Annotated in this window: 19 protein-coding genes and 1 pseudogene; 8 read left to right on the top strand and 12 right to left on the bottom strand. The window is 71.8% G+C overall.

Annotated elements, in window-relative coordinates; translation table 11 throughout:
- Positions 1-149 precede the first annotated feature (149 nt).
- The gene (locus tag OG556_RS05095; RefSeq protein WP_371516063.1) at positions 150-3,401 is read left to right on the top strand and encodes a type 2 lanthipeptide synthetase LanM family protein; all 3,252 of its coding nucleotides are present in this window, start codon (positions 150-152) and stop codon (positions 3,399-3,401) included.
- 377 nt (positions 3,402-3,778) lie between these two features.
- Positions 3,779-5,764: an ATP-binding cassette domain-containing protein gene (locus OG556_RS05090; protein ID WP_371516062.1), complete on the top strand. Its 1,986-nt coding sequence runs from the start codon at positions 3,779-3,781 to the stop codon at positions 5,762-5,764.
- 125 nt (positions 5,765-5,889) lie between these two features.
- On the opposite strand, the gene OG556_RS05085 is transcribed toward OG556_RS05090, so the two are convergent.
- Complete coding sequence (locus OG556_RS05085; RefSeq protein ID WP_371516061.1) at positions 5,890-6,912, bottom strand: JmjC domain-containing protein; 1,023 nt, start codon at positions 6,910-6,912, stop codon at positions 5,890-5,892.
- Positions 6,913-6,951: 39 nt separating this feature from the next.
- Positions 6,952-7,998: a cytochrome P450 gene (locus OG556_RS05080; protein ID WP_371516060.1), complete on the bottom strand. Its 1,047-nt coding sequence runs from the start codon at positions 7,996-7,998 to the stop codon at positions 6,952-6,954.
- Positions 7,999-8,504: 506 nt separating this feature from the next.
- Here OG556_RS05080 and OG556_RS05075 point away from each other — a divergent pair.
- Positions 8,505-8,975 (top strand): DUF5990 family protein, encoded by a 471-nt coding sequence (locus OG556_RS05075; RefSeq protein ID WP_371516059.1) that lies wholly within the window; start codon positions 8,505-8,507, stop codon positions 8,973-8,975.
- A gap of 90 nt (positions 8,976-9,065) precedes the next feature.
- On the opposite strand, the gene OG556_RS05070 is transcribed toward OG556_RS05075, so the two are convergent.
- Together OG556_RS05070 and tsaD are read right to left on the bottom strand one after the other, a co-directional pair.
- Positions 9,066-11,369 carry a M9 family metallopeptidase gene (locus tag OG556_RS05070; RefSeq protein ID WP_371516058.1) on the bottom strand — a complete coding sequence of 768 codons (2,304 nt, stop codon included), beginning with the start codon at positions 11,367-11,369 and terminating at the stop codon, positions 9,066-9,068.
- Between the two features lie 277 nt (positions 11,370-11,646).
- Positions 11,647-12,708, bottom strand: coding sequence for a tRNA (adenosine(37)-N6)-threonylcarbamoyltransferase complex transferase subunit TsaD (gene tsaD / locus OG556_RS05065; protein ID WP_371522575.1), 1,062 nt, complete (start codon positions 12,706-12,708; stop codon positions 11,647-11,649).
- Between the two features lie 175 nt (positions 12,709-12,883).
- Here tsaD and OG556_RS05060 point away from each other — a divergent pair, with 175 nt between their 5' ends.
- Entirely contained in the window at positions 12,884-13,486 is a 603-nt protein-coding gene (locus OG556_RS05060) for a superoxide dismutase (RefSeq protein ID WP_363587062.1), read from the top strand.
- A gap of 55 nt (positions 13,487-13,541) precedes the next feature.
- Here OG556_RS05060 and OG556_RS05055 read toward each other — a convergent pair whose 3' ends face one another.
- The 4 genes from OG556_RS05055 to OG556_RS05040 all read right to left on the bottom strand — a co-directional run bounded on the left by OG556_RS05055 (position 13,542) and on the right by OG556_RS05040 (position 17,255).
- On the bottom strand, positions 13,542-14,702 hold the full coding sequence (locus OG556_RS05055) for an XRE family transcriptional regulator (protein ID WP_371516057.1): 1,161 nt from the start codon (positions 14,700-14,702) through the stop codon (positions 13,542-13,544).
- A gap of 3 nt (positions 14,703-14,705) precedes the next feature.
- Entirely contained in the window at positions 14,706-15,566 is an 861-nt protein-coding gene (locus OG556_RS05050; RefSeq protein ID WP_371516056.1) for a tetratricopeptide repeat protein, read from the bottom strand.
- A gap of 319 nt (positions 15,567-15,885) precedes the next feature.
- Positions 15,886-17,085 carry a methyltransferase domain-containing protein gene (locus tag OG556_RS05045; protein ID WP_371516055.1) on the bottom strand — a complete coding sequence of 400 codons (1,200 nt, stop codon included), beginning with the start codon at positions 17,083-17,085 and terminating at the stop codon, positions 15,886-15,888.
- Entirely contained in the window at positions 17,082-17,255 is a 174-nt protein-coding gene (locus OG556_RS05040; RefSeq protein ID WP_371516054.1) for a hypothetical protein, read from the bottom strand. Before OG556_RS05040 ends, OG556_RS05045 begins: the two co-directional genes overlap by 4 nt.
- A 265-nt stretch (positions 17,256-17,520) precedes the next feature.
- Here OG556_RS05040 and OG556_RS05035 point away from each other — a divergent pair, with 265 nt between their 5' ends.
- The 3 genes from OG556_RS05035 to OG556_RS05025 all read left to right on the top strand — a co-directional run bounded on the left by OG556_RS05035 (position 17,521) and on the right by OG556_RS05025 (position 19,901).
- Positions 17,521-18,633: a helix-turn-helix domain-containing protein gene (locus OG556_RS05035; RefSeq protein WP_371516053.1), complete on the top strand. Its 1,113-nt coding sequence runs from the start codon at positions 17,521-17,523 to the stop codon at positions 18,631-18,633.
- A 13-nt stretch (positions 18,634-18,646) separates the two neighbouring features.
- Positions 18,647-19,228: an HD domain-containing protein gene (locus tag OG556_RS05030; protein ID WP_350887191.1), complete on the top strand. Its 582-nt coding sequence runs from the start codon at positions 18,647-18,649 to the stop codon at positions 19,226-19,228.
- A gap of 85 nt (positions 19,229-19,313) precedes the next feature.
- The gene (locus OG556_RS05025) at positions 19,314-19,901 is read left to right on the top strand and encodes a class IV adenylate cyclase (RefSeq protein ID WP_371516052.1); all 588 of its coding nucleotides are present in this window, start codon (positions 19,314-19,316) and stop codon (positions 19,899-19,901) included.
- Between the two features lie 14 nt (positions 19,902-19,915).
- Here OG556_RS05025 and OG556_RS05020 read toward each other — a convergent pair whose 3' ends face one another.
- The 3 genes and pseudogenes from OG556_RS05020 to OG556_RS05010 all read right to left on the bottom strand — a co-directional run bounded on the left by OG556_RS05020 (position 19,916) and on the right by OG556_RS05010 (position 22,063).
- Positions 19,916-20,449: a hypothetical protein gene (locus OG556_RS05020; protein ID WP_371522573.1), complete on the bottom strand. Its 534-nt coding sequence runs from the start codon at positions 20,447-20,449 to the stop codon at positions 19,916-19,918.
- Between the two features lie 45 nt (positions 20,450-20,494).
- A pseudogene (locus tag OG556_RS05015) lies at positions 20,495-20,719 on the bottom strand (putative quinol monooxygenase); the annotation flags it as partial.
- A 3-nt stretch (positions 20,720-20,722) separates the two neighbouring features.
- Positions 20,723-22,063, bottom strand: coding sequence for a hypothetical protein (locus OG556_RS05010; protein WP_371516051.1), 1,341 nt, complete (start codon positions 22,061-22,063; stop codon positions 20,723-20,725).
- 168 nt (positions 22,064-22,231) lie between these two features.
- Here OG556_RS05010 and OG556_RS05005 point away from each other — a divergent pair, with 168 nt between their 5' ends.
- Positions 22,232-22,711 (top strand): ATP-binding protein, encoded by a 480-nt coding sequence (locus OG556_RS05005; protein ID WP_371516050.1) that lies wholly within the window; start codon positions 22,232-22,234, stop codon positions 22,709-22,711.
- Positions 22,712-22,939: 228 nt separating this feature from the next.
- On the opposite strand, the gene OG556_RS05000 is transcribed toward OG556_RS05005, so the two are convergent.
- Complete coding sequence (locus OG556_RS05000; RefSeq protein WP_371516049.1) at positions 22,940-23,176, bottom strand: hypothetical protein; 237 nt, start codon at positions 23,174-23,176, stop codon at positions 22,940-22,942.
- Positions 23,177-23,431 lie beyond the last annotated feature (255 nt).

The following is a 23,431-nucleotide window of genomic DNA, read 5'->3' as shown; positions in this document are numbered from 1 at the left end:
GCGCGGACCCCGGTCGCACCGCCGGGGCCCGCGGCGCGGACGCACGATACGGCCGGTGAGCGCGCGCCCGGCCGCACCGCCGGGGCGCGTACGCCCGGTACCGCAACCGTCGAGCGCACAGCACCGCAACCGTCGCGCACGAACCGAGCATGGAGAGACCGCCCGTGGTGGACGCGTCCGAAATCCGTCGGGCCGCCGCCCGAGCCGTCCCGCTCGGCGCCCGCCGTCCGCTGCCCGACCCGGAGGCCCAGCGCGCCGAACGGGCTGAACGGGCTGAACGGGCCGACCGTGCCGGGCGGATCCTCGACCGCTGGCGCGCCCAGCCGCCCTTCGACCGGGACGACTGGTTCGAGCGCCGCCTCGCCGCCGACCGCCTCGACCCGGACGGGCTGCGCGCCCTGCTCGCCGAACACCCGGCCGACCTCGCGGACCGCCTCGGCACCCCCGACTGGGCCGAACGCCTCGCCGCCGCCTTCGAGGCCGGGCACACCCTCGACCTCCCCGGGGAGCACGCCTTCGCCCGGCTCGTCGCCCCGCTGCTCGCCGACGCCCGCGACCGCCTGCGCACCGGCCTCGCCGAACTCGGCCCCGCCACCCCGGGCGAGGCTTCCCCCGGTCCCGCCACCCCCGGTCCCGCCACCCTCGGCACCCCCGACCAGCTCGTCGCCCTCGTCCTGCCCGCACTCACCGCGACCGCGCACGCCACGGCCGTCCGCACCGTCATCACCGAACTCCACGTCGCCCGCCTCTCCGGCGAGTTGACCGGAGAGACCCCCGAACAGCGCTACCGGAACTTCCTCGACCGGCTCACCGAACCCGGCCGCGCCGTCCGACTCCTCGCCGAATACCCGGTGCTGGCGTACCGCCTGGCCACCGCCGCCGAACAGTGGACCGCCACCTGCCTCACCCTCTACCGCCGCCTCGCCGCCGACCTCCCCGCCCTCGCCCGCACCTTCGCCGACGGCCGCCCGCTCGGCCGCCTCACCGAACTCGCCACCGGCCTCGGCGACCCGCACCGGGGCGGCGCCACCGTCAGCGCCCTGCGCTTCGAACACGGCACCCGGATCGTGTACAAGCCGCGCCCGCTCGGCGCCGAGACGCACTTCCAGCACCTCCTGCGCTGGCTCAACCCCATGCTCCGGTTGCCACTGCACGACCTCGCCCACCTGGCCCGCGACGGCTACGGCTGGGTCGCCCACGTCGCCGCCGAACCGGCCTGCGACGAAGCCGAGTTGAGCGACTTCTACCACCGCGCCGGCACCCTCGCCGCGCTGCTCCACACCCTCGACGCGGTCGACTGCCACGCCCAGAACCTGATCGCCGTCCGCGACCAGCCGGTCCTGATCGACCTGGAAGCGCTGTTCCACCCCGACCTGCCCGAACCCGCCAAGGACCTCTCCGAGTCCGAACGGCTCGCCCGCCACCAGGCCCGGCACTCGGTGCTGCGCTCCGGCCTGCTGCCCGAGCGCATGTGGGACGAGGGCAACGGCGGCACCGACCTCTCCGCCCTCGGCTGGGATCCGGGCAGCCTCCCGCCGCGCCCCGCCCCCGTCCTGGTCGACCAGGGCACCGACCGGCTCCGCCTGGAGTACCGCCGGATGCCCGTCGCGGCGCCCGGCAGCCGGCCCGTCCCGCCCGGGCGGCCGCTGCGCCTGGCCGACCACGTCGGCGAACTCGAAGCCGGCTTCACCGAGGCCTACCGGCTGCTCGCCGCCCACAAGGAAGAACTCCGGGAGCTCATACGGGCGTTCGCCGCCGACGAGACCAGGATGCTGCGCCGCGACACCTTCGAGTACCGCAGCCTGCTCGCCACCGCCTGCCACCCCGACCTGCTCCGCGACGGCCTCGACCAGGACCGCCACCTCGACCGGCTCTGGGCGCTCCCCGCCTGGGAGGAGCACGCGCTCGCCTACGTCGACCACGAACGCGCCGACCTCTGGCGCGGGGACGTCCCGGTCTTCACCATCCGCCCCGACAGCGTCGACGCCCGATCCTCCACCGGCGCCCTGATCCCCGGCGTCACCGACCGGCCCGCACTCGACCTCGCCCTCGCCAAGGCGGACGCCCTCGGCGAACCGGACCTGGCCCGCCAACTCCAGCTGCTGCGGCTGTCGGTGACCACCGCGGACGGCGCCCGCGAGCCGCGCCGCCACCCGGTCACGTCCCCTCCCGCGCTGCCCGGGAAGCCCGCCGAAGACCTGGACCTGGCGGCCCGCGCCCTCGCCAAGGCCGTCGACGCCGGCGAACAACTCCTCCGGGAGGCCTACCGGGGAAGCGCGGACCTCGCCTGGGCCGGCCCCAACTGGGCCCCGCCCGGCCGCTGGGCACCCGCCGAACTCGGCCCCGACCTCTACAGCGGGACGGCCGGAGTCGCCCTCTTCCTCCACCAGCTCGCCACAGTCACCGGCGATCGCGAGCACCGGAACACCGCCAGGGCCGCCGAACTGACGTTGCGTCACCAGATCCGGCGGCGCGCCGACCGCCTCGGCGGCGGCCTCTCCGGCGCCGGCGGCGTCCTCTACGCCCTCGCCCACCTCGCCGCCCACCACCCCGACGCCGAACTCGACGCCCTGGCCGCCCAGGTGGTGCGCCGCGGCGCCGCCACCGCCGCCGACGACGCCCAGCACGACCTGCTCGCCGGCAACGCGGGCACCATCGGCGGACTGCTCGCCTGGGCGGCCGTCCGCCCCGGCCCCGCCGTCACCGACGCCCTCGCCGCCTGCGCCGAACGCCTCGTCCGGGCCGCCGCCCCGCACCCCGAGGGCGGCGCCGGCTGGCTGCCCGCCTCCCTCGCCGGCACCGTCAAGCGCCCGCTGGCCGGTTTCGCCCACGGTGGCTCCGGTATCGCCTGGGCGCTCGCCCGCGCCGGCCGGCACCTCGGTGACCCGCGACTGCCCCAACTCGCCCTCGCCGCCGTCGAGTACGAAAACACCCTGTTCGACCGGGCCGCCGCCAACTGGCGCGACGTCCGCGAGGACGGCGGCCCCGACGCGCCCCACTACCCGTCCCTGTGGTGCCACGGCGCCTCGGGCATCGCGCTCGCCCGCACCGAACTCGCCGAACTCCTCCCCGAAGCCCGCGAGTTGCTCCTCGCCGAACGCGACACCGCCCTGACCACCGTCCTCCGCGAGGGCTTCGGCCACAACTTCTCGCTCTGCCACGGCGACTTCGGCAACCTCGAACCCCTCCTGCTCGCCGGCGACCGCTGGCGCACCGCCGCCCTGCGGCAGGCCCACGCCACCCTCGACGACCTAGACACCCGCGGCTGGATCTGCGGCCTCCCGCACGGCGTCCACAGCCCCTCCCTGATGGTCGGCCTCGCCGGCACCGGTCACGGGCTGCTCCGCCTCGCCGCCCCCACCACCCCCTCCCTCCTCGCGCTCCACCCGCCGACCCCCTGAGACGTTCGGTGAGGTCGGTGAGGTCGGTGAGGTCGGACGGCGCGGGCTCGGCCGGGATGTTCCTGTGATCGTCGGACCGCACGCCCGGAGGGTGCCGCAACCGGCCCCCGAATCGAACATCGCGGACCCTCCCGGTGATCGATTGCCACCAACTCGCCGCCGCCGACACGGAATCGCCCGGATCGAGTGAGACCGGCCGGGACACGCCGGACGGCCCGGCGGACCGCTGCCAGGATCGGGGTCCGCACCGCAGCCAGCCCCTCGCAGAGTGCCCTCCGGCACCGCTGCCGACCCCACACGCCCACTCGGCGGTGAGGGCTGCCCGCGCGCGGATCCGCCGCGGCCACCGGCCGCCGTACCAGGGAGCAGGGAGCACTGTGTCCGAACAGATCGTGAAGCCCGAGAGGCCCCACACCCCGCCCGACCAGCCCGTTCAAGACCAGGACCACGACCAGCCCGACGAGGAACTGCACGACGAGGACCAGCACGACGAGGAACTGCGCCTGCGCTTCCCCGGCGACCGCCGCGCCGAGGCCGGCGCGTCGATGTCGGCGAGCGCGATGCTGCGCCGCCTCCCGCACCTGGTGCGCCGCGCGCTGGCGCTGGCGTGGGCGGCGGACCGGACGTCCACCGTGCTGCTGCTGGTGTGCCAGGCGCTGGCGGGCGTGTTCGGGGCGTTGGCGCTCTACGCGACGACCGGCACCCTGGGCGCGCTGCTGGTGGCGGGCCCGGTGGGGGAGCACCTGCGGACCGCTGCGCCGTCGCTGCTCCTGCTGACCGTCTCGGCCGCGCTGCGCGCGGTGCTGGGGATCGCGGTGGTGGGGCTGTCCGGCCGGGTGTCGCCGAGGGTCACCCGGGAGGCGGAGCTGGCGCTGATCGCCGCCGGGTGCGCGGCCGAGCTGCGGGCGTACGACGAGCCCGCGTACAACGAGCAGTGGGAGGCGGCCGATCGGGGTGCCTCGACCACGCCGGACCTGCTCTCCAACGCCCAGGACGTGATCGCCTCGACGGTCTCGCTGGCCGCCGCGGCGGGCGTCCTGGCGACGCTCCACCCGTGGCTGGTGCCGCTGCTGCTGCTGGGTTCGGTGCCGACCGGGGTGGCGGCCGTCCAGACGGCCCGGATCCACTACCTGGCGGCCGTGGCCACCAACGAGGACCGTGGCGCGCTGCGCGTCTACCGCTGGTTCCTGATCGACAAGACCCGCGCGGACCAGGTCCGTTCGGACCAGGTCACGCCGTTCCTGATGGCCAAGTACCGCCGCGCCGAGGAGAAGATCGTCGAGGCGACGGACCGGGCGACCAGGGAGGCGGCGAAGGTCTCCCTGCTGGCCTCGCTGGGCACGGGGGCGGGCAGCGCGCTGGTCTGGGGCACGCTGCTGTACCTGGTGGCGAGCGGCCGGATCGACCTGGCGGCGGCGGGTACGGCGACGTTCGCGCTGCGGACGGCCTCGTCCGGGCTGCAGGGCCTGGTCGGCAACGGCGCCCGGCTGTACCGGATGGGCCTGTACCTGGACGACTACTTCACCTTCCTGGACGAGGCCGGCGGTCACCGGATCCGGCGCGGCGGGATCGTGCCGGACGCGCCGCAACTGGTGGAGGTCGCGGACCTCGGGCACACCTACCCCGGCGAGCAGCAGGAGCCGGCGCTGTGCGGGGTCAGCATGACGCTGCGGGCCGGGGAGGTGGTGGCGGTGATCGGGCAGAACGGCAGCGGCAAGTCGACGCTGCTGAAGCTGCTGTCCGGCCTCTACCTGCCGCAGTCCGGCCGGATCTGCTGGGACGGCGTGCCGGTGGAGGAACTGGACGCGGACGGCATGTGGTCGCGGGTGGCCCGGGTGCCGCAGGAGTTCGCGCGCTGGCCGCTGGGGGCGGCCGAGAACGTCCACCTGGGGCACCTCACCGAGCAGGTGATGGCGGACGTGGAGCGGGCGGCCGCGCGGACGGGCTTCGACGAGATCGTGGCCCGGCTGCGGTCGGGCTGGCGCACGCTGCTGGCCCAGGGCTGGTGGGGCGGCGCCGAGTTGTCGGGCGGCGGCTGGCAGCGGGCGGCGGTGGCCCGGGCGCTGTACCGGACGGTGCGCAGCCCGGGGCTGCTGATCCTGGACGAGCCGACCTCGGACCTGGACCCGCGCGCCGAGCACCGCATCCTGCACGCGTTGCGGGCCCTCGCCCCGGGGCGGATCACGCTGCTGGTGACGCACAACATCGCCAACGCGGCGGTGGCGGACCGGGTGATCGTGATGGACCGGGGCCGGATCGTGCAGACCGGCACCTGGGCGGAGCTGGCGGCGCGCCCGGACGGGCTGTTCCGTGAGCTGCTGGACCTCCAGCGGGACCGGACGGTCCCGGCGCAGCGGGTCTAGCGTCCTCGGCCGTCGAGGGCCGGTGCCGACCGTCCTCCGTACCGTCGTCGTCATCACGGCGGTACGGAGGACGGGCGGCGCTTGCCGGGCGCGGCGTGTGTCTTTGACGAACCTGCGCCAGCGCGTCAGTGCGAGGTGCGTGCCGCGTCGCGCAGCCTGCGCCAGGTGCGGCTGACGGACGCCAGCCCGGCCCGCCCGGCGTCGGTCCCGCCGCCTTCCCAGGTCCGGGCCGCCTCGGCGAACGTCTCCGCGCGCTCCGCGTTCTCCGCCGCCTCCACCCGGGCCGCCCGTGCCTGCGCGGCCCGGGCGGTGAGCCGCAGGTCCTCCGGTTCGATCATGTCGAGCCTGGCCCGGACGTGGTCGAGCAGCGCGGCGCAGGAGTCGTCGATCGCGCCCTCGCCCAGCGGGCGCGCCGGGAGGCCCAGCCCGTCCGTCAACCGCTGCTCCAGGGCGGCCCGCAGGTCCGGCACGGAGACGTCGCGGATCGTGAGGGAGAGGTGGGCGGAGAGGCCGGCGGCGCCGACCGCGCGGTGTGCGAAGCCGCGCGGGACGTAGAGCACGCTGCCGGGTTCGAGGACCCTGTGCAGGAGGCGCGGGGAGTGCTCGTCGTCGGGGAGTTCTCCCGGCGACCAGTCCGCCGTGCCCGGCGCGTCGTGGACGTACCAGGTCTTGCGTCCGGCCGCCTGGAGGACGAACACGTCGGCGTCGTCGCGGTGCACCGCGAGGCCCTGGCCGCCGGCGGGCGTGACGAAGAAGAACGCCTCGACGCGCCGGTCGAGTTCTTCGGACAGCCGCGCCACCAGCTCGCCCGTCGGGCGGTGCCACTGGTCGACGCAGCGCAGCAGCAGCGTCGCCCCGACGCCCAGGAGTGCGAGGACCTTCGCGCGGTCGGCGAAGCCGTGGTGCGTCACGCCGTTGACCGTGCGTGACGTGGTGTAGGCCTCGGGCGGGACGGTCACCTTGGTGGAGCGGACCATCTCCAGGTAGGGGGTGCGCAGCAGCCCGGTGTCGAAGGCGGCGTCCAACGCGTCCAGGTCGAACGGCGAGGCGAGCTTCTCCGGGGTGAAGACCGCGGGCTTGCGCTGCCACTGGTGGCCGGTGAAGCTGCGGACGTCGCCGACCCAGTCGGCCAGCGTGGGCGATTCCATGGTGTGTCCCGTGGTGTCAGGGTGTTCGGGGCTCGTGGGTCAGGCCCTGATCCCGGCGTCGAACCGTACGGAGAGCAGGGAGCGCAGGGGGACGTGCGTCTCCTGCTGCGGGCCGCGGATGGTGAGCCGGTGGTCGAGGGCGACGTTCAGCAGGCGTTCGGCCAGGGGCACGATCAGGTGCTTGGCCCAGCAGCGGGCCCCGTCGAAGCCGAACGGCATGAACCCGGGCGTCTTCTCCGGGTCCGCCACCCCGGCCCACCGTTCGGGCCGGAACTCCAGCGGGTCGGACCAGTGCTCCGGGTGGCGGTGCATCAGGAGCGGGAAGAGCGCGACGCGGTCCTCGGGGCGGATCTCGGGGTGCAGCCCGGTGTAGGCGTGGCCGTCGTTGCGGAACAGCATCCACGCGGGCGGGAGCAGCCGCAGGGTCTCCCACAGGACCTCGGTGAGGTCGGCGCGGGCGCCCTCCCGCTCCCGGTCCGGCCCCATGAGCCACAGGGCGTTGCCGGCCAGTGCGGCCACCCCGTCGCAGAGGGTGGCCGTCGACCGCCGGTACAGCGCGATGGCCTGCCTGCGCTCCCGGGTGCCGTCGGCGTCGCGGATCTGCCCGGCCAGCGCGGTGCTCCTGCCCTCGGCAGCGGATCCCGGCCAGACGGTGACGGCGCGGTCGACGATCCGGGAGAGCCGGTCGGAGCGGGTGACGCCGCGTTTCGACAGGAGCGAGACCGGCAGCGGGTCGGACGCGAAGAGCCATCGGCGCAGGTAGGAGGTGGCCGCGTAGGGCCAGGCGCCGGAGAGCCCGGGTGCCGGGGGCGGCGGGGTCCTGATGCCCGCCATGACGTCCTGCCCCAGCGCGCGGATCGTCCGGGTCGCGCTGTCGTGGTGGATGTCCGCTCCCGCGGCGGGCTTGTAGACCGAGCGCTCCGCCGACCGCACGGGGCGCGCCGCGACGATTTCGGCCATCAGCCCGCTGTCGGAGACGCCGACCGTGCGGGCGTCGATCCGGAATACCTTTTCTTCCCTGGTCAGCAGGTCCTGGATCTTCGGGGCGTAAACGATGGAATGGGCGCGCCCGGCTGTCGGCGCCATTTCTTCCATGAGAATCCCGCCTCCAATGAAATGGCGATGAAATGGATTCCCCCGGCGGGCGGAGAGCTCCGGGCGGCCGGGAGAACTCCGGGCAGGTGAACGGGTGGGGCGCTCTGCAGCGCCGGCGGGGGCCGCGGCCCGGCCGTGGCCCGGCCACAGCCCCCGATGGTGACGGTGCGTCAGATGACGTGCGCGATCCACGAGTGGTCGGCGAGGTCCTCGTCACGCTTGAACTTCTTCACGATCGCCTTGATCATCTTCATGGGTACTCTCCATTCCCGGGATGGCAGGCACGGTGGAGCAAGGATGCCCGCGGCTTGGCGGAAATTCGGCATTCCGATCGGAACCCCGAACCGACTTTCATCTAACCCCGGACCTTAACCGAAAGCCAGTGCTCCTGACGCTCTTTTGACAAAGGATGGCCAACTGCCGGTCCGGATTGCGCGGCGCATTAGATGGCCGATCGTTATAACTTTCCGGGGCGTGCGGTGGGGGACCATATCGGTATGGAGCTGAGGATCGAGGCCACCGACCTGCCGGGGCGTGAGTGTGCCGCCGCGCCGGGCTTCCCGGGCTACCGGGACCTGCACGTCGCCGTCCAACGCCGGGGTCGCCCGGCCGAGTTGCTCGGCCCGGTCCCGGGTGACGCGCCGCGCGCCCGCTGGTCGCTGGAGTGCGAGGCGAGGCCGGTGCCGGGCGGCGCGGACCTCCCCGGAGGCGTGGACCTCACCGGCCGGTACGTGCAGGGCGGCCCCGGCGCCCGGTTCGTCTACCTGAACTGGGTGACCAGGGACGGCGACGGCTGGGCGCTGCTCCGCCGGGCCAAGCTGCTGCTGGCGGCGGTCGACCGGGAGGTCGCCGGGGCGGCGGTGGAGCGCGGCGTCCTGGTGGCCCGGCTGCGCCTGACGGACGCCAAGGGCCGTCCGCTGTGCGCCGCCGTCCGCCCGCCCGTGGTGACCTGGTCGGCGGAGGGCTGAGCGCGAGGGGCCCGAACGCGCGAGGGGCCAGAACGCGCGAGGAGGGCCCCGCCGCACGCGGGGCCCTCCTCGATGTCCTTTGTGCGCGGGTCAGTTGTACGTGGTGGTGACCGTCACGCCGCCGAAGCCCTGCTGGGCGTAGAGGCTGAAGTACACCCAGCCGGACGGCGGGTTGGTGATGGTGAGGGTCTCGCCGTTGCCGGCGTTGGTGGACTTGGCCAGGTTCGACCCGGTGGTGGCCCACGCACCCCCGTTGTAGTAGAGGTCGGCGTTGCCGGTGCCGCCGGTGGTGGTGATGGTCAGCTGCTTCACGCCGGCGGGCAGGTTGAGGAAGCTGTAGCTGTAGTTGCCGGTGGTGGCGGCGACGCCGTCGCGACGGCAGTTCTTGTCGTACTGCCGGGTGTCGCCGGCGGTGCACAGCGGGGCCTGGCTGGTGGGCAGGCTGCCGCAGTTGTCGGCGCCGCAGGCCTTGAGCCAGGTCGCGAAGTCGGCGTCGTAGCGGGTGCCGATGGTGGTCTTGAGCAGCGTGCGGGCGCCGTTCCAGTCGCCGACGCGGTACTTGGCGAGGAGCGCGTCGACGTCCTGCGGGTGCGACTGGAGCATGTAGCGCACGGCCAGGTAGCCCCAGTTGTAGACCTTGGTGGAGTCGGAGTTGTCGTAGGTGTTGTCGAAGAGGGTGCTCAGCGCGTAGGTGCCCTTCGCGGCCTGGGCGACGGCGTCGTCGTAGTGGACGCCCCGGTAGCTGTACGAGATGTACTCGGCGAGGCCCTCGACCCACCAGACGGTCGGGGTGGTCATGCCGGCGTCGAAGTCGCCGTAGAAGTCGTAGCGGCCGTCGAGGTAGTGGGTGTACTCGTGGTTGAGGTTCCAGATCTGGAAGGCGGGGCGCAGCCAGTCGGCCTCGTGCGCGATGAAGCGGGCCTGGTTGCCGGGCTTGGCCGGGTCGCCCTCCTCGTACATGCCGCCGTTGTCGACGGCGATGCCGTACATCTCCCAGGCGTAGAGGCTGTAGTCGTAGTAGTCGTCGAAGACGACGACCTCAAGGCTGGTGTTGTTGTCGTTGGCGACCGGGCCGTTGTCCTTGACCACCTTGTGGAAGAACTGGTCCTCGTTGATCAGGCTGGTGCAGGTGTCGGCGAGCTGCTGCGCGGTCATGTCCTGGGCGCGGATGCGCAGGTTGGCGTTGCAGGTGTGGTCGACGGTGAGCACGAGCGGGACGAGCCGGGTGGGCAGGTCGCAGGTGCCGTAGTAGGCGCAGTTGCCGGTGTCCTTCTTCTCCGCGAACCAGACCAGGTTCATGGTGAGCGGCGCGGTGGCGCCGACCAGCGGGTACCGGTTGACCAGGTCCTTGACGATCGGTCGGCCCTGGGCCCTGGTGGCGTCGTTGGCGACCAGGTTGCCGATCTGGATGCCGATCGAGGTGACCAGGTCGGAGCCGTTCAGCTGGGAGCTGTTGCGGGTGACGAAGGACGCCATGGTGGTGGCGAAGGAGGGGTCGGCCTGGAGGGCCGCGGTGAAGGCGGGGAGGTCGAAGCCGCGCTCGATGACGGTCTTGGTGTTGGCGACGGCGGTGGCCATCGAGCCGGTCCAGGAGCCGGTGTAGTCGGTGAGCAGGCGCTTGACGACGCCGGTGTAACGGGCGTTCTCCTGGGCGCTGTCGATCAGGGTGACGGCTTCGGCGAGGGTCGCGCCGTTGGCCTCGGTGACGTCCTTGCTGTGCGGGGCAGCGAAGAAGCCGTCGAGGGCGCCGCGGACGGCGGTCTGCAGGGTGGCGCCGTACGGGCCGACCACGTCCGGGTTGTACCACTGCACGTAGTAGCCGGCGCGCAGGAACAGGACCAGCTGGCCGGCGGAGGTGGAGTCGTCGCCGGGATAGGCGGCGGAGACGTCCCGCAGGGCGTTGGCGACGGTGGCCATCTGGGCCTCGTTGAACGCGGCCTTGGCGTCGTTGCCGGTCAGGGTGAACAGCGTGTTGACGCAGTCGAGGCCGGCGGCCTTGACCCGCTGGACGAGCGCGGCCCCGGTGTTCCCGGTGAAGGCGGAGACGTCGCAGGCGGGGGCGGCCGCGAGCTGCCTGGCGGCCTTGTCGGCCTTGTCGGCCTTGTCGGCCTTGGCGTCGAGGCCGGCCCCGGTGGCACTGGCCGCCGTCGGGGCGGTCGCCTTGGCCTGCTGGTCGGCGGCCAGCGGGCGGGCGTCCTTCGGGGTGTCGGGGGACTTGGGCACGGGCACGGAGTGCGGTGCGGCCGCCTTGCCGGTGGGGGTGGTCGAGGGGCGGGCCGCAGGGGTGTCGGCGGCGTGGGCCTGGGGTGCGAAGAGACCGAGCGCGAGGAAGAAGGCGACGCCGAGCGCAGGGAGTCTGCGCGCGCCGGCCTTCGCTATCCGGGAGGGACGCATCTGTGGGGGCCTCCGGGGCCGTTGAGGGTTGCCGTGCGGTTGGGGGCACACGGTTCCTGATGTGTGACATGTAAAATGTCACACCCGTTGCGGCTGGGGGAAGGCTTGGGAACGGATTCGCGTCGGGCGAGATCGAACCGTTGTCGGGTCGGCGCGCCGCGAGGGCCGACGCGCCGTGTCGGGCCAACGCGCCGTGTCAGGTCGACCGGCCGCCGGGTCGACCGGCTGTCAGCTCAACCCGCCGTCGGGATGAACCCGACGGCGGGCCGACGCGCCGTCAGGCCGCGGCAGTCCGCCCCAACGGCGCCAACGGCGTCAACGCCGCGAACTCCAGCGGCGCCGACGGATCCACCGACAGCTCCGCCGGAGCCGGCTCGGCGCCGGAGCGGACCAGCAGGTCGCCGATCGCCGCCACCATCGCCCCGTTGTCCGTGCAGAGCCTCATTGGCGGCACCCGCAGCGCGATCCCGGCCGCCGCGCAGCGCTCCTCGGCCAGCGACCGCACCCGGGAGTTGGCCGCGACCCCGCCGACCACCACCAGGGTGTCGATCCCGTGATCGGTGCAGGCCCGCACCGCCTTGCGGGTCAGCACGTCGGCGATCGCCTCCTGCAGCCCGGCCGCCGCGTCCGGGACGTACGGGTCCGAGCCGCCCGAGCGCTGCGCCTCCACCCAGCGGGCGGCCGCCGTCTTGAGCCCGGAGAACGAGAACGCGTACGGGTCGTCCCGCGGTCCGGTCAGTGGGCGCGGCAGGCGGACGGCCGTCGGGTCGCCGTCCCGGGCCGCCCGGTCGATCGCCGGCCCGCCGGGGTAGGGGAGGCCGAGGATCCGGGCGACCTTGTCGAAGCACTCGCCGGCCGCGTCGTCCAAGGTGTCGCCGAGGTGGACGATCGGGTCGCGGGCGAGGTCGCGCACCAGCAGCAGCGAGGTGTGCCCGCCCGAGACGATCAGCACCACGCAGGGGTTCGGCAGCGGCCCGCCGTCCAGCGTCGCGGCGGCGACGTGCCCGGCCAGGTGGTGCACCCCGTACAGCGGGACGCCGAGCGAGAACGCGTAGCCCTTGGCCGCGGCCACCCCGACCTGGAGCGCCCCGGCCAGCCCCGGGCCGGTCGTCACCGCGACGGCGCCGATGTCGTCGAGCGTCAGCCCGGCCCGCGCCAGCGCCTCGCCCACCACCGGCGCCATCGCGTGGACGTGCGCCCGGGCGGCGATCTCCGGCACCACCCCGCCGAAGCGGGCGTGCTCGTCCATCGACGACGCCACCGCCTGCCCGAGCAGTACGCCGTCCCGGACCAGACCCGCGCCGGTCTCGTCGCAGGAGGACTCGATCCCCAGCACCACCGGTGACCCTGTCACAGTCACTCACCCTCATCACTCATTACATGCACTCGCGACCATTGTGCCCGACGAGACGTGAGGAATAAGCAGGAGCCCATGCTTCGTTCCTGCAACTCATACGCAATAGTGTTGTCCCGGCACGATCATCACTGTTCATCGAAAGGGGCTGTGTCCCAGCATGGGCACCTACTCGCTTCCCGACCTGCCGTACGACTACTCCGCGCTCGAGCGGGCGATGTCCCCCGAGATCCTCGAACTGCACCACTCCAAGCACCACGCCGCCTACGTCAAGGGTGCGAACGACACCCTGGACCAGCTGGCCGAGGCGCGCGACAAGGAGCAGTTCGGCGGCCTGGTCGGCCTGCAGAAGACCTTCGCCTTCCACCTGTCCGGCCACGTGCTGCACTCGCTGTTCTGGCAGAACCTCTCCCCGGAGGGCGGCGACCGCCCCGAGGGCGAGCTGGCCGACGCCATCACCGAGCACTTCGGCAGCTTCGAGGCCTTCCGCAAGCAGCTCACCACCGCCACCACCGGCGTGCAGGGCTCCGGCTGGGGCATCCTCTCCTGGGAGCCCCTCGCCAAGCGCCTGATCGTCGAGCAGGTCTACGACCACCACGGCAACGTCGGCCAGGGCACCACCCCGCTGCTCGCCTTCGACGCCTGGGAGCACGCCTACTACCTGCAGTACCGCAACGTCCGCCCCGACTACGTCGAGAAGCTCTGGGACGTCGTCAACTGGCAGGACGTCTCGTCCCGCTTCGCGGCCGCCAAGACCGCCTGACGCGCACGTGGTGAACGGCCCCGGACCGGTCGGGCGGTCCGGGGCCTTCCCTGTGTCAGGAGAGCTGCAACAGCGCCTTCCGGTGCCGCCAGGCGAGCCGCAGGAGCGCCGCGCCGGCGGGCTGCATCGGCTCGGTGCTGGTGAGGCGATCCACCTGCTCGGCCGCGAACGGGATGCCGGCCGAGCCTCCCGTGGCGTCCTCCAGCCCGACGCGGTGGCCCTCGTCGTTGGTCGAGACGATGTGCCGGAACGTCTCGTCGAACAGGTCGGCGTCGAACACGGCCACGGTCAGCATGTCGGTGACGAAGGTCAGCGGATCCATCCCGAGGCCCAGCCAGAACACCCGCAGACGGCCGTCCGCGCGCGCCGCGGTGAGCGACGTGTCCAGCGGCCAGGCGGCGTAGTCGATCGGCGCCCTGTCGCTCCCGTAGTCCTCGGTGCTGCCGAGCAACTCCTCGCTCAGCTCCCGCAGGATCGCCCGCCAGAGGTCGAAGTCGTTCCCCTCGTTCCACGGCGCGTCGTGCGAGGCCTGGAACATCCCGACCGGCATCACCTGGAAGAGACCCCCGCCGCTGGCGACCTTCCCGGGATCACGCCAGTGCAGCACGAACTCCGCCTCGCCGGTCCTGCGATCGTGCCGGATCGTCAGCGTACTGATGGCCGCCATGACCGGCCGGCGCGCGAGGTCGGTCGGATCGCCGATGGCGGCGCGGAAGGGCGTGGCGGCCCCGCCGGCCAGGACCGCCGCCGCGTACTCGTGCGCGACGGCCTCACAGATGTTGATCACGTCGAAGTACCGGCCGCGGCCGAAGGCCAGCGTCGGATCGCCCGCAGACGTCCCGACATCAAGCAGGCGGTAGCAGCTTCGGTCCTCGAACAGCCTGGGCCTGGCGAGATCCCGCACCGCGTCGGCGTAGCGGTGGTAGGCCGTTCCGTCCCTCCGGCGCGGGCGGATGCGGTCGAGCTCCGGCTCGCCGCCGTCCAACCCGGCCTCCGGCGCGTCCGGCACCCACCGCAGCCGAACGCGCTCCAGCGGCACCGGCTGCTCCGGAATCCAGTGCCGCCGAGCCAGCAACGGAGCCCCCGGCACCAGCCGTTCGGGACCGCGCTCGGCGAGGAGCCGCTTGGTCAACTCGAAGCGGTGGTCGTTGAGGAAGCCCCGCACCCATCGCCAGTGCTCCCGACTGTCGGACGGGCCCGGTCGGTCGTCTGCCACGGTTCACCCTAACGCCGCGGCTCGCTCGTCGAGTTCCCCGGCACCGGCCACGTCGCGGAGGCGGTAGAGGCGGGCCCGCAGGTCGCGGACGGCGTCCTGGACCTTGACCGAGCGGATGCCGTCCGCGCAGTCGAGGAACTCGTTCCAGGACGCGAGGGCGCCGTCGACGTCGTCCTGCCGGAGACGGACGGTGCCGAGGTCGGCGAGGACGATCGCACGGGTGCGGCGGCGGTCGAGGCCGTGGATGTCGAGCGCGTGGTGGAGGTGTTCCTGCGCGCTGCTGTAGTCGCCGAGCCGGGCGAGGACCATGCCGGACTCGTGGGCCCACCGGCCGATGCTGTAGTGAGAGGCCCACGACCCGCCGGGCGCGCCGGTGGCCCGTTCGATCGCGCTCTGGGACGCGGCGAGCGAGCTGGTCGCGGTGCGCCGGTCGCCGTCGAGGGCTGCGGCGTTGGCGAGGGTGGCCTGGTAGTAGGCCAGGGCCCGGGAATCGTCCAGGTGTTTTGCCTGGTCGACGCACTCTTCCGCTATCCGCACGGCGGTGGGCCTGAAACCCAGATCGATGGCCTGGACGGCCAGGCCGCGCAGGGCGGTGGCGGCCAACTCGGCGTCGCCGGCCTCGGAAGCGAGCCGGAAGGAATGCGCGTAGTACTGCTGGGCGGCGTCCTGGTTCCCCTCGTCCTGGGCCATCCACCCGGCCAGGTGGACGAGTTGGGAGGTCGCCGCGAACAGCTCCCGGCCGACGGCTTCACTCCAAGTGCCGTCCAGCCAGGGCGCGACGTCGTCGTGCAGGTAGCGGACGGCGAGATGGCGGGCATGGCCGCCACCGAGCTCGGCGGCCGCGTCGCCCAGCGACTTCGTCATCTGACGGATCGCTGCGACCTCGCCCCGGCCGACCTTCACCTTCGCATCAGCCTTCAGCCGTGTCCGCCGCAGGACGGCGTCCGGATCAGGCAGCCCCAATGCCGCAAGCGCGTACGCGCTGGAGGCGGACACGAAACCCCGGCGATCCACCACGTCCCTCCGGCTCAGCTCGACAGCCGATCCACGGCAACGCCAATTCCACTCTCTAAATGCCCAGTTGTTGGGATGTTGACCACCTGGCGCACCCGATCGGATTCAGGCAAGCAGCCCCGGACTGGCGGTCCGGGGCCGTGCCGAATGCGACGGGCGATCCATTCCCCTACGGCAGGGGCCACGCATTCGTCGGGTCGTCCAGCCAGGCCTGATGGCCGCCGGGACCGACGGTGAGGCCGAGGCGGCTCGGCCCGGGGCGGTCGTTGTCCAGCCACCAGCGGTGGGCGGTCTCGACTTCGTCCCACAGGCGGCGCGGGCCGTGCTGCCACACCGTGTACCGCTCGGTGCCCTCGGTGTCCTCGGTGCCGTCCCAGTCGACGGCGGCCCAGGAGTCGCCGTCGGTCGTGGCCACCCAGAGGCGGGTCTTGACGTCGTCGAGATCGGGGTCGTGGTGCCAGGCGTACCAGAGGTCGCCGAGGCGGTGCCCGAGGGCGAACTGGGTCTCGAACTCCGAGTCGGCGACGGCCCAGGGGTCGAGCGTGGTCGTGGACTCGTCCGGTACGTGCTCGTCCATGACGACATCCCGGAAGAGGCGGAGGTCGCGGCGCTGGGTGCGCATCAGCATGAAGGCGCTGTCGGGGGTGTAGCGGCCGGTGGCAGTTCCGTCGTCGCCCACGGTGAGGCGGAGCAGGCCGCCGTGGCTCCAGTCGTCGCACCAGGGAGTGAGGATGACGCCGCCGGGCCTGGTCTGTTCGATCCAGGCGTACGGAACCCGTCTCACCGAACAGGTGGCCACCACGCGGTCGAACGGTGCTTCGCCGCTCCAGCCGAGGCTTCCGTCCCCACAGACGACGGCGGGGGCGTAGCCGTTGGCCTTGAGGTTGGACCGGGCGAGTTCGGCCACGGTGGGGTCGATCTCGATCGTGGTCACGTTGGTGTCGCCCAGCCGGTGGGAGAGGAGCGCGGCGTTGAACCCGGTGCCCGCGCCGATCTCCAGGACCCGCATTCCCGGTGCGAGGCCGAGGAGTTCGAGCATCTGGAAGACGATCGACGGGGCGGAGGCCGAGGAGGACGGTGAGGCGTCGGCCAAGTCCTCCGGGTCCTGTCCGTCGTTGATCTGCGTCACCACGGGTTCGTCCGCGTACGCGGCGGCGAACCAGTGATCGGGCTCGTGCCCGCGATCGCAGGGCACGAGAACGTCGTCGTCGCCGCTCAGCCAGACGCGGTCGGGGAGGAAACGGTGGCGCGGCGTCGCTTCGGCGGCCTCGCGCCAGTCGGGGGCCAGATCGCGGCCGAGGTGCCGGGAGACGGCTTGGAGCAGGACGCGCACGCCGGCCCGCTCCAAGCCCTGCTGGTGAGTTGTCACTTGCTCTCGTCGCCGTCCTTGCCGTGCTTGCCGCCGGCCTTTCGCGACTGGTGATCCTGATTCTGCGGGGCCGTGTTGAAGTCCTTGTCGCCCGCGTGCTTGCCCTGCCCGCCGTCGTTGCCGCCGCTGCCGCCACCGGAGCTTCCGTCCTTGCCGGTTCCCCATCCCATGGGTGCCTCCTACCTGCCCTGTTCGCGATGATTATCGTGTGGAGCGCTTGCCCAGGTGCACGGACGTGACAGTGCCCAACTGACGTGCCCGGGCCGATAGGCTCCTTGATGAGAGCGGGACCGCCGTCGCAGGGAGCGAGACCCCCGACGAGTCTCCGACCGCTCTCGGTCGGGGACGCCTACGACGGTAGGGTCCCGGAGTCGGAACCTGAAGTGACCACGAGTACAGGTGTGTTGGCACGAACTCCCGAAGTGGGGGGCTCTCATGCAGTCAAGCCCGCATCTTTCCCTGACTGCTGGTCAGGGAAGGCCTCGGCGCCCACGCGTGGGCATCATCTCCGGGTACGTCTTTCGGGTGATCCGAGAACAGCACGGTGCCACCCAGGACGAGTTCGCCGGGCGGTTGGCCGTGTCGACCGACATGATCGCCGGGTGGGAGAGTGGTCGGCGCCCACTCACGGCCGTACCTGTCGGGCAGATGCTCACCCACCGCCATCGGCTGATGCAGCTGGGCACAGCGCCCGCACTCCTCCAAACACTGGAGCGATCCTTCGAGGCGGACATTCTGCTCGCCGGCATCGTTGAGGAGAAGTCACCGGCTGCCGGGAGCCCCCTCGGGGCGATGGTGATACGGCGCGACCTCGTGGAGATTCTCATGTGGCCGCTCAGCGGTGCAGCGCCGAAGGCCGTGCGCGACCTCCCGGCCCCGCCGCGTCCACGCAAGGGCCCGGCGCCGGCCGGACCGGAACTCCTCGCCCCCGACCGCACCCGGTTCTACGCCCACCTGCGGCGCGCGGCCGAGGAAGCGCGTGGAACGGACCAGTTCCTCGCCCGCCGCCAAGCGCTGTACCTGGCCGGATACGACGAACAGGGTGACACGCGGGAGTGGCTGGCCCACCAGCAGCGATCCGAGCGGCCGAACGACTGGCTGAGCCACTGGCTCAACTCCCGCTCCGTCGCCATGGTCTCTGCCCGCCACGGTGACCGCGATCGGATCAGCCACTTCATCGAAACGGCCCTCGCCGATGAGGCGGGCGCGCTGGCGAACCTCAACTACTGGGCGTACTGGATCGGCGAGGCCCCGTACCTCGAACTCTCCGACGACTTCATCGCTGCCCGGGCGCCGGGCCCATGGCCCGGGGACAAGCTCCTCGCGCACCTCGTTCAGGGTCTCGGCCCGCAGTGCGGGTACGCCGAGTTGAACATCCACAGTGTGTGGTCACTGCTCCAGGTCCGGCCGGATCTGCTGCGCTCCGGAACTGCGGCCCGTGCCCTGCGCGAACGGCTTCCGGTGCTGTTGGATGGTCGGGAGCTGTCGCGGCGCGGCCGACGCGAACTCGACGGCATCCGCTACGCGATCCGCCTTGTCGAGGCGTGAGAGGAGCCAGACAGTGACAGACGACCTGACACCGGTGGCGAGGTTCCTGTTCGAAGCCGGGACGCTCAAGCAGACCAAGCGTACGGGCTGGTGGATGGCCGGCGTCCGCGATCCCGAGTCGGTCGCCGAACACTCCTGGCGGACCGCGTTGATCGCTTCGATCATTGCCAAGCTCGAAGGCGCGGACCCGGCGCAGGCCGCCTTCCTCGCGGTCTGGCACGACTCCCAGGAGACGCGCACCGGGGACGTCAACCATCTGGGCAAGAAGTACGCGCCCGGCGCCGATCCGGCGGCGGTGACGGCCGACCAGGTCGGCGGCATGCCGGAGATCCTCGCCTCGACCATCCGGGATCTCGTCGCGGAGTACGAAGCGAAGGACTCTCCGGAGGCGGTCTGCGCGCGGGATGCCGACAAGCTGGAGTGCCTGATCCAGGGAGTCGAGTACAAGGCGCAGGGCTACGCGAACGCTCAGCGCTGGATCGACAACAGCCGTGGCCGTCTCACCACGAAGACCGCCAACGCACTCGCCGACGCTGTCCTGGCAACCGACTCCCTCGACTGGCTCCGTGCTGCCCTCGGCGAGAAGTCGAGCTGACGCGGTTCGTGGGTCGCGCCCTGAATGCGGCAGTTCGATGTGATGGTGGACGGCGCGGAGCGCGTGATCTGACGGAGGGGCGAGGATGGCGATCGAGGCGGAGCTCAAGGCGGTCGTGCGCGATCCGGAAGGCGTGCGCGGGCAACTGGCGGCCCGGCACGGCGCCGGCCGTGTCGAGGTCTACCGCGACACGTACTACGACGCGCCGGACGGCAGCCTGATGGGCGCCGATCGCGAGTTGCGGATCCGTACCGTGCACGGCCCGGACGACACGCGCACGGTGCTCACCTACAAGGGGGCCCGGGTGGACGAGGCGTCCGGGTCGAAGCCGGAGTCCGAGACGGAGGTCGAGGACGCCGATGCCGCGCACGAGATCGTGCGGGGCCTGGGCTTCATCCCTCGCATCGCGTTCGAGAAGCGGTGCCGCAACTACGGCTTCCAGCGCGACGGGAGGCACCTGCTCGCCACGCTCGTTCGCGTTCCCGAGTTGGACGACGCCACGTTCATCGAGGTCGAGACGACGGCCGCCACGACGGCCGCCACGGAGGCCGACCTCGGGCCCGCCCTCGCCCTCGTCCGCGCGGTGCTGGCCGAACTCGGCATCAATGAAGCCGACTTGATCACCGAGCTCTACACCGACGCCGTCGCGGCGGCGCGACCGGCCCACTGGTAGACCTCCTTCCGTATTTACCGGCGCGCTCCCTGGGGCCACAGCACCTCAACCGGGACGCCGCGCTGCCGGGCGTAGGCGACCACGTCCGCCGTCCCGCCGTAGCCGCGGGCCGGCAGGCCGTCCCAGACGGCGAGGAGCTTGTCGACCTGGGCTACCAGGACCTCGCTCCCCGCCATGTGGGCGGCTTCGTTGGACTCGGAGTACCGGGTCCGGTGAACGGCCGCGGCGGATTCCAACAGCCGGTCGTAGACGGGGTGATGCCAGTCCGGCAGCCCGTCCCGGTACTGATCCGCGGGAACGACGACCTCCAGCCGCGCCCCCCGTTCGAGCGCGATTTCCGCGATCCATGCGTCCGGCCCGTCCGCGATGCAGGAAACGATCGTTAGCCCGATCGGGTCCTCGCCCGCGAGAGCATCTTCGAGCAGCCGTCGAACCTGCTCCTCCACGCCGGCCGCCAGCCCTCGGTGCCCCGTGATTCCGATCCGTAGACCGCTCTGGTCGGCCTTCACGGCGTACGTGCCCTTGCCGGAGGTTGCATCCAGGAACATCACCTCGAACGATTCGAGGTGCTGCGCGCGTTCGGCCAGGAACCGGCGGACGTGAGGTTGCCGTTCGTGTTCCTCGAAGGCCGCGCGGTCCGCGTACAGCTCGTAGAAGACCCGGACGTGTGGCTTGCCCGGCACGGTGTGAGTGACGTAGAGGAGAGTGCCGGGTTCCTTGGCGCGGATTTCTTCGAGGGCCGCAGCTGCCAGCTGGTCGAAGGCGCGGGCTGCTGTGGCGTCGTGGGTGATGAAACGTACGACCAGACCGAATCCCACAGGTCACGCGGCCTTCTGGCTGGCGACCTCGCGCGAACGCTCGTGGAGCTGGCGGACCGTACGGTTGGTGGCGCGTGCCGGGAGGCCCTTGCCCAGGGCCTGGAAGTGCTCGTCGCCACGGACGGAGCTGATCGTGACGTAGTCGTCCAGGAACGCGTCCCAGGTGGCGCAGGCGGCGTCGATGTGCCCGAGTTCCATCTGACGGCGGGCCAACAGGCCGTTGCCGTGCACGCGACCCTGCTTCTCGTTGGCGGGACGGGCTCGGTTGGAGAGTCGAAGTTCCTTGATTGATTCCGAGAGATCGCCGAGTTCGTACAACACGTGCGAGACGTGGAAGTGGTAGGCGGCCTGGTCGTACCCGCCGACGGAGTCGTTGCGACCCTCGGCCTGGGCCAGCGCGGTCTCGGTCTCGGCAAGGCGCGCGAAGGCCTGCCGCTGGTCCTTCACCATGGCGGCGCCGTGCGCCTGTTGGCCAGCCAGGAAGGCCCGCAGTCGCGGGCCGGAGGCCGGAGCCGCTTCGGCGGCCGAGTCGGCCAGTTCCAGCGCCTTCGGGCCGTATCCGAGATTGGACGCCTGGAGCGCCATGCCCCGTAGGGTGCGGCAGTACGTCACGTGGTCCTGGGCCTCGCGTGCGAGCTTGAGGGCCTGGACGTAGTACTTCTGACCGACACCGTGGGCAGTCTCGTACATCGCCATCCACCCGGTGAGGTAGGTGAGATCGGCGGCGGCCGACAGTAGGCCGGATTTCACCTCCGTGGTGCCGGATGCCTGGAGCCAGGGTCCGACCGAGTTGACCAGGAAGGCCGCCGCCATCGGGCGGGCGTGGGCGGCGCCGAGCTCGTCGAGGATGTCGGCGATCCGGTCCGTCATCCTCCGAACGGTCTCGACCTCGCTCTGGCTGACCCGTACGGTGCGGCCCGCGGCTGCGTGGGTCATTCGGTCAGCGGTGTCGTCGAACACGGGCAGTGTGAGGGCGAGCGAGTAGAGCCCGGCGGCGAGCACGCCACGGCGCGAAGGGTCCATGTCGGCTTTGCCGATCGACATCAGATCGGACAGGACTCCCTGGCTGCCCGCCTGCTCGGTACCGCGCCCGAAGCCGGTCTCCTCGGGTGTCACCGGTCGTCCGAGCCGACGTGAGAACGTCTCGCGGACAACCTCCTGTACGTCTGCCCGGGGCCGTGTGCCCGAGAGCCAGTACGAGATCGCCGACTTGTCATAGGTCAGCCGGAGCCCCGCCTCGCCTCCGACTCGATTCACGGCTCGGGCGAGCTGGCCGTTGCCCCACCCTGCCTGCTGCATGAGTGCTGCGATCTCAGTGTTCGGTGTGCGCGGTCGGTTGGTCATCGTGATCCCGTCCTCTGTTCAACCGGTTCAACGCCTGGACCAGCTTCGCTTGTTCTCCCTTCCTGTGTACCCGCGTTGACTTGACGTCAGCCATTCGGACGGTGGGTGTGGGCCCGAACGATCCAGCATGGTTGCCGAGTTGTCGATACGCGACCGAATAGAGTCCCAATGATCGTCAGTCCACTCAACACCGCTCGATTCCCGGTTCCGCTGGAGTGGGGTGAGCCGCCGGGGGCCGACGCTGTGCCGGCGGCGCGGCGGTTGGTGGGGGCGATCGTGCGGGAGTGGGGTGTGCCGCTGTCGGCGGACGGGCTTCAGGAGGTGGAGCTGTGCGCCAGCGAGGTGATCGCCAATGCGCTCGTGCACACCAAGGGGCGCTGTGCCGTGACCGTCCGGTGGTGTGCCGGGCGGGTGCGGGTGGAGGTCGCCGATCGGTGCCCGGAACTCCCGAAGCGCGAGCGTGGCGCCGGATCGACCAGCGGGCGTGGCCTCCTGCTCGTCGAAGCGCTGGCGCACACGTGGGGCTGGCGCCCGGCGGGGGCGGGCAAGGTGGTCTGGTTCGAGTACCTGGAAGTCGCCGAAGCGCCGTGCCCCACGCATGGATGGGGCGCGGCGCTGGACCTTCACGCTCTGCGCGAGGTGGCGTAGTGGCGACCGTCGGGCGCCTCGTGACGGTGACGGATCGTTGACTGACAGTAAGGAATTGGCTTGTGCGTCGGTGTCTCGGCTGCTGCCGAGATTGAGCCAGGACACGTTGGCTGGAACTTGGTCACGGTTGTTGGAACCGGAGTGCCCCAGCGCTGGAATCGCTCTTGGGGCTACTACTCCAGCTGTAGTTCGTGAGGCGTGTGTGACTGAAGGCGTGAAATGGGTTGATCATTCCCAGCCGTGCTCGGCGTAGGTCCGGTTGTCCCACTCCGGGTGCTCTGTGGTGTAGGTGCCCCAGCCCATGCGCTGGTAGTACAACGTCATCGCGTCGAAGTAGCTCGCGGCGTCAACGGTCCACACGAGCCGGGCACCTTCGGACAAGAGCGCACGAGCCCCGTCTCCGCGCGGTCCGGCCAGGCAGAACATCTTTTCCTCCTCGCCTTCGTCCCACAGCTCGTGAAGCATTGGCTCAGGATAGGTCCCAAGCGGCGCGGTGTGACGACAACGGCTGAACCGCTGTCGTCCCCGCCGCTCCAGTTGTCCTGCGTACGCGCTCGCTCGGTTCCAAGTCCCTCAGCGGAGCGGCCACGGACGCCGCGAGCCCGGGTAGTTCGGAACTGGTTCCAACAAACGTGTCCCACCGGGTCAAAACGGCCAGGTCACCACACCGCGTCAGTTTCACCTACCGTGTCCCGGCTCAGAGACACCGACGTCAGGCCC

Source organism: Kitasatospora sp. NBC_01300 (assembly GCF_041435235.1).
Lineage (GTDB): Bacteria > Actinomycetota > Actinomycetes > Streptomycetales > Streptomycetaceae > Kitasatospora.
The sequence above is the reverse complement of the archived record's forward strand: the minus strand, read 5'-3'. Positions and strand labels throughout refer to the sequence as shown.

Bases quoted from the DNA above. Each gene is read 5' to 3' on its own strand.
- OG556_RS05080 (WP_371516060.1), bottom strand. From the start codon at position 7,998: ATGGCGCCGACAGCCGGGCGCGCCCATTCCATCGTTTACGCCCCGAAG.
- OG556_RS05010 (WP_371516051.1), bottom strand. From the start codon at position 22,063: ATGACCAACCGACCGCGCACACCGAACACTGAGATCGCAGCACTCATG.
- OG556_RS05095 (WP_371516063.1), top strand. From the start codon at position 150: ATGGAGAGACCGCCCGTGGTGGACGCGTCCGAAATCCGTCGGGCCGCC.
- OG556_RS05050 (WP_371516056.1), bottom strand. From the start codon at position 15,566: ATGACGAAGTCGCTGGGCGACGCGGCCGCCGAGCTCGGTGGCGGCCAT.
- OG556_RS05025 (WP_371516052.1), top strand. From the start codon at position 19,314: ATGGCGATCGAGGCGGAGCTCAAGGCGGTCGTGCGCGATCCGGAAGGC.
- OG556_RS05075 (WP_371516059.1), top strand. From the start codon at position 8,505: ATGGAGCTGAGGATCGAGGCCACCGACCTGCCGGGGCGTGAGTGTGCC.
- OG556_RS05035 (WP_371516053.1), top strand. From the start codon at position 17,521: ATGCAGTCAAGCCCGCATCTTTCCCTGACTGCTGGTCAGGGAAGGCCT.
- OG556_RS05020 (WP_371522573.1), bottom strand. From the start codon at position 20,449: ATGTTCCTGGATGCAACCTCCGGCAAGGGCACGTACGCCGTGAAGGCC.
- OG556_RS05085 (WP_371516061.1), bottom strand. From the start codon at position 6,912: ATGGAATCGCCCACGCTGGCCGACTGGGTCGGCGACGTCCGCAGCTTC.
- OG556_RS05005 (WP_371516050.1), top strand. From the start codon at position 22,232: ATGATCGTCAGTCCACTCAACACCGCTCGATTCCCGGTTCCGCTGGAG.
- OG556_RS05070 (WP_371516058.1), bottom strand. From the start codon at position 11,369: ATGCGTCCCTCCCGGATAGCGAAGGCCGGCGCGCGCAGACTCCCTGCG.
- OG556_RS05060 (WP_363587062.1), top strand. From the start codon at position 12,884: ATGGGCACCTACTCGCTTCCCGACCTGCCGTACGACTACTCCGCGCTC.
- OG556_RS05040 (WP_371516054.1), bottom strand. From the start codon at position 17,255: ATGGGATGGGGAACCGGCAAGGACGGAAGCTCCGGTGGCGGCAGCGGC.
- OG556_RS05000 (WP_371516049.1), bottom strand. From the start codon at position 23,176: ATGCTTCACGAGCTGTGGGACGAAGGCGAGGAGGAAAAGATGTTCTGC.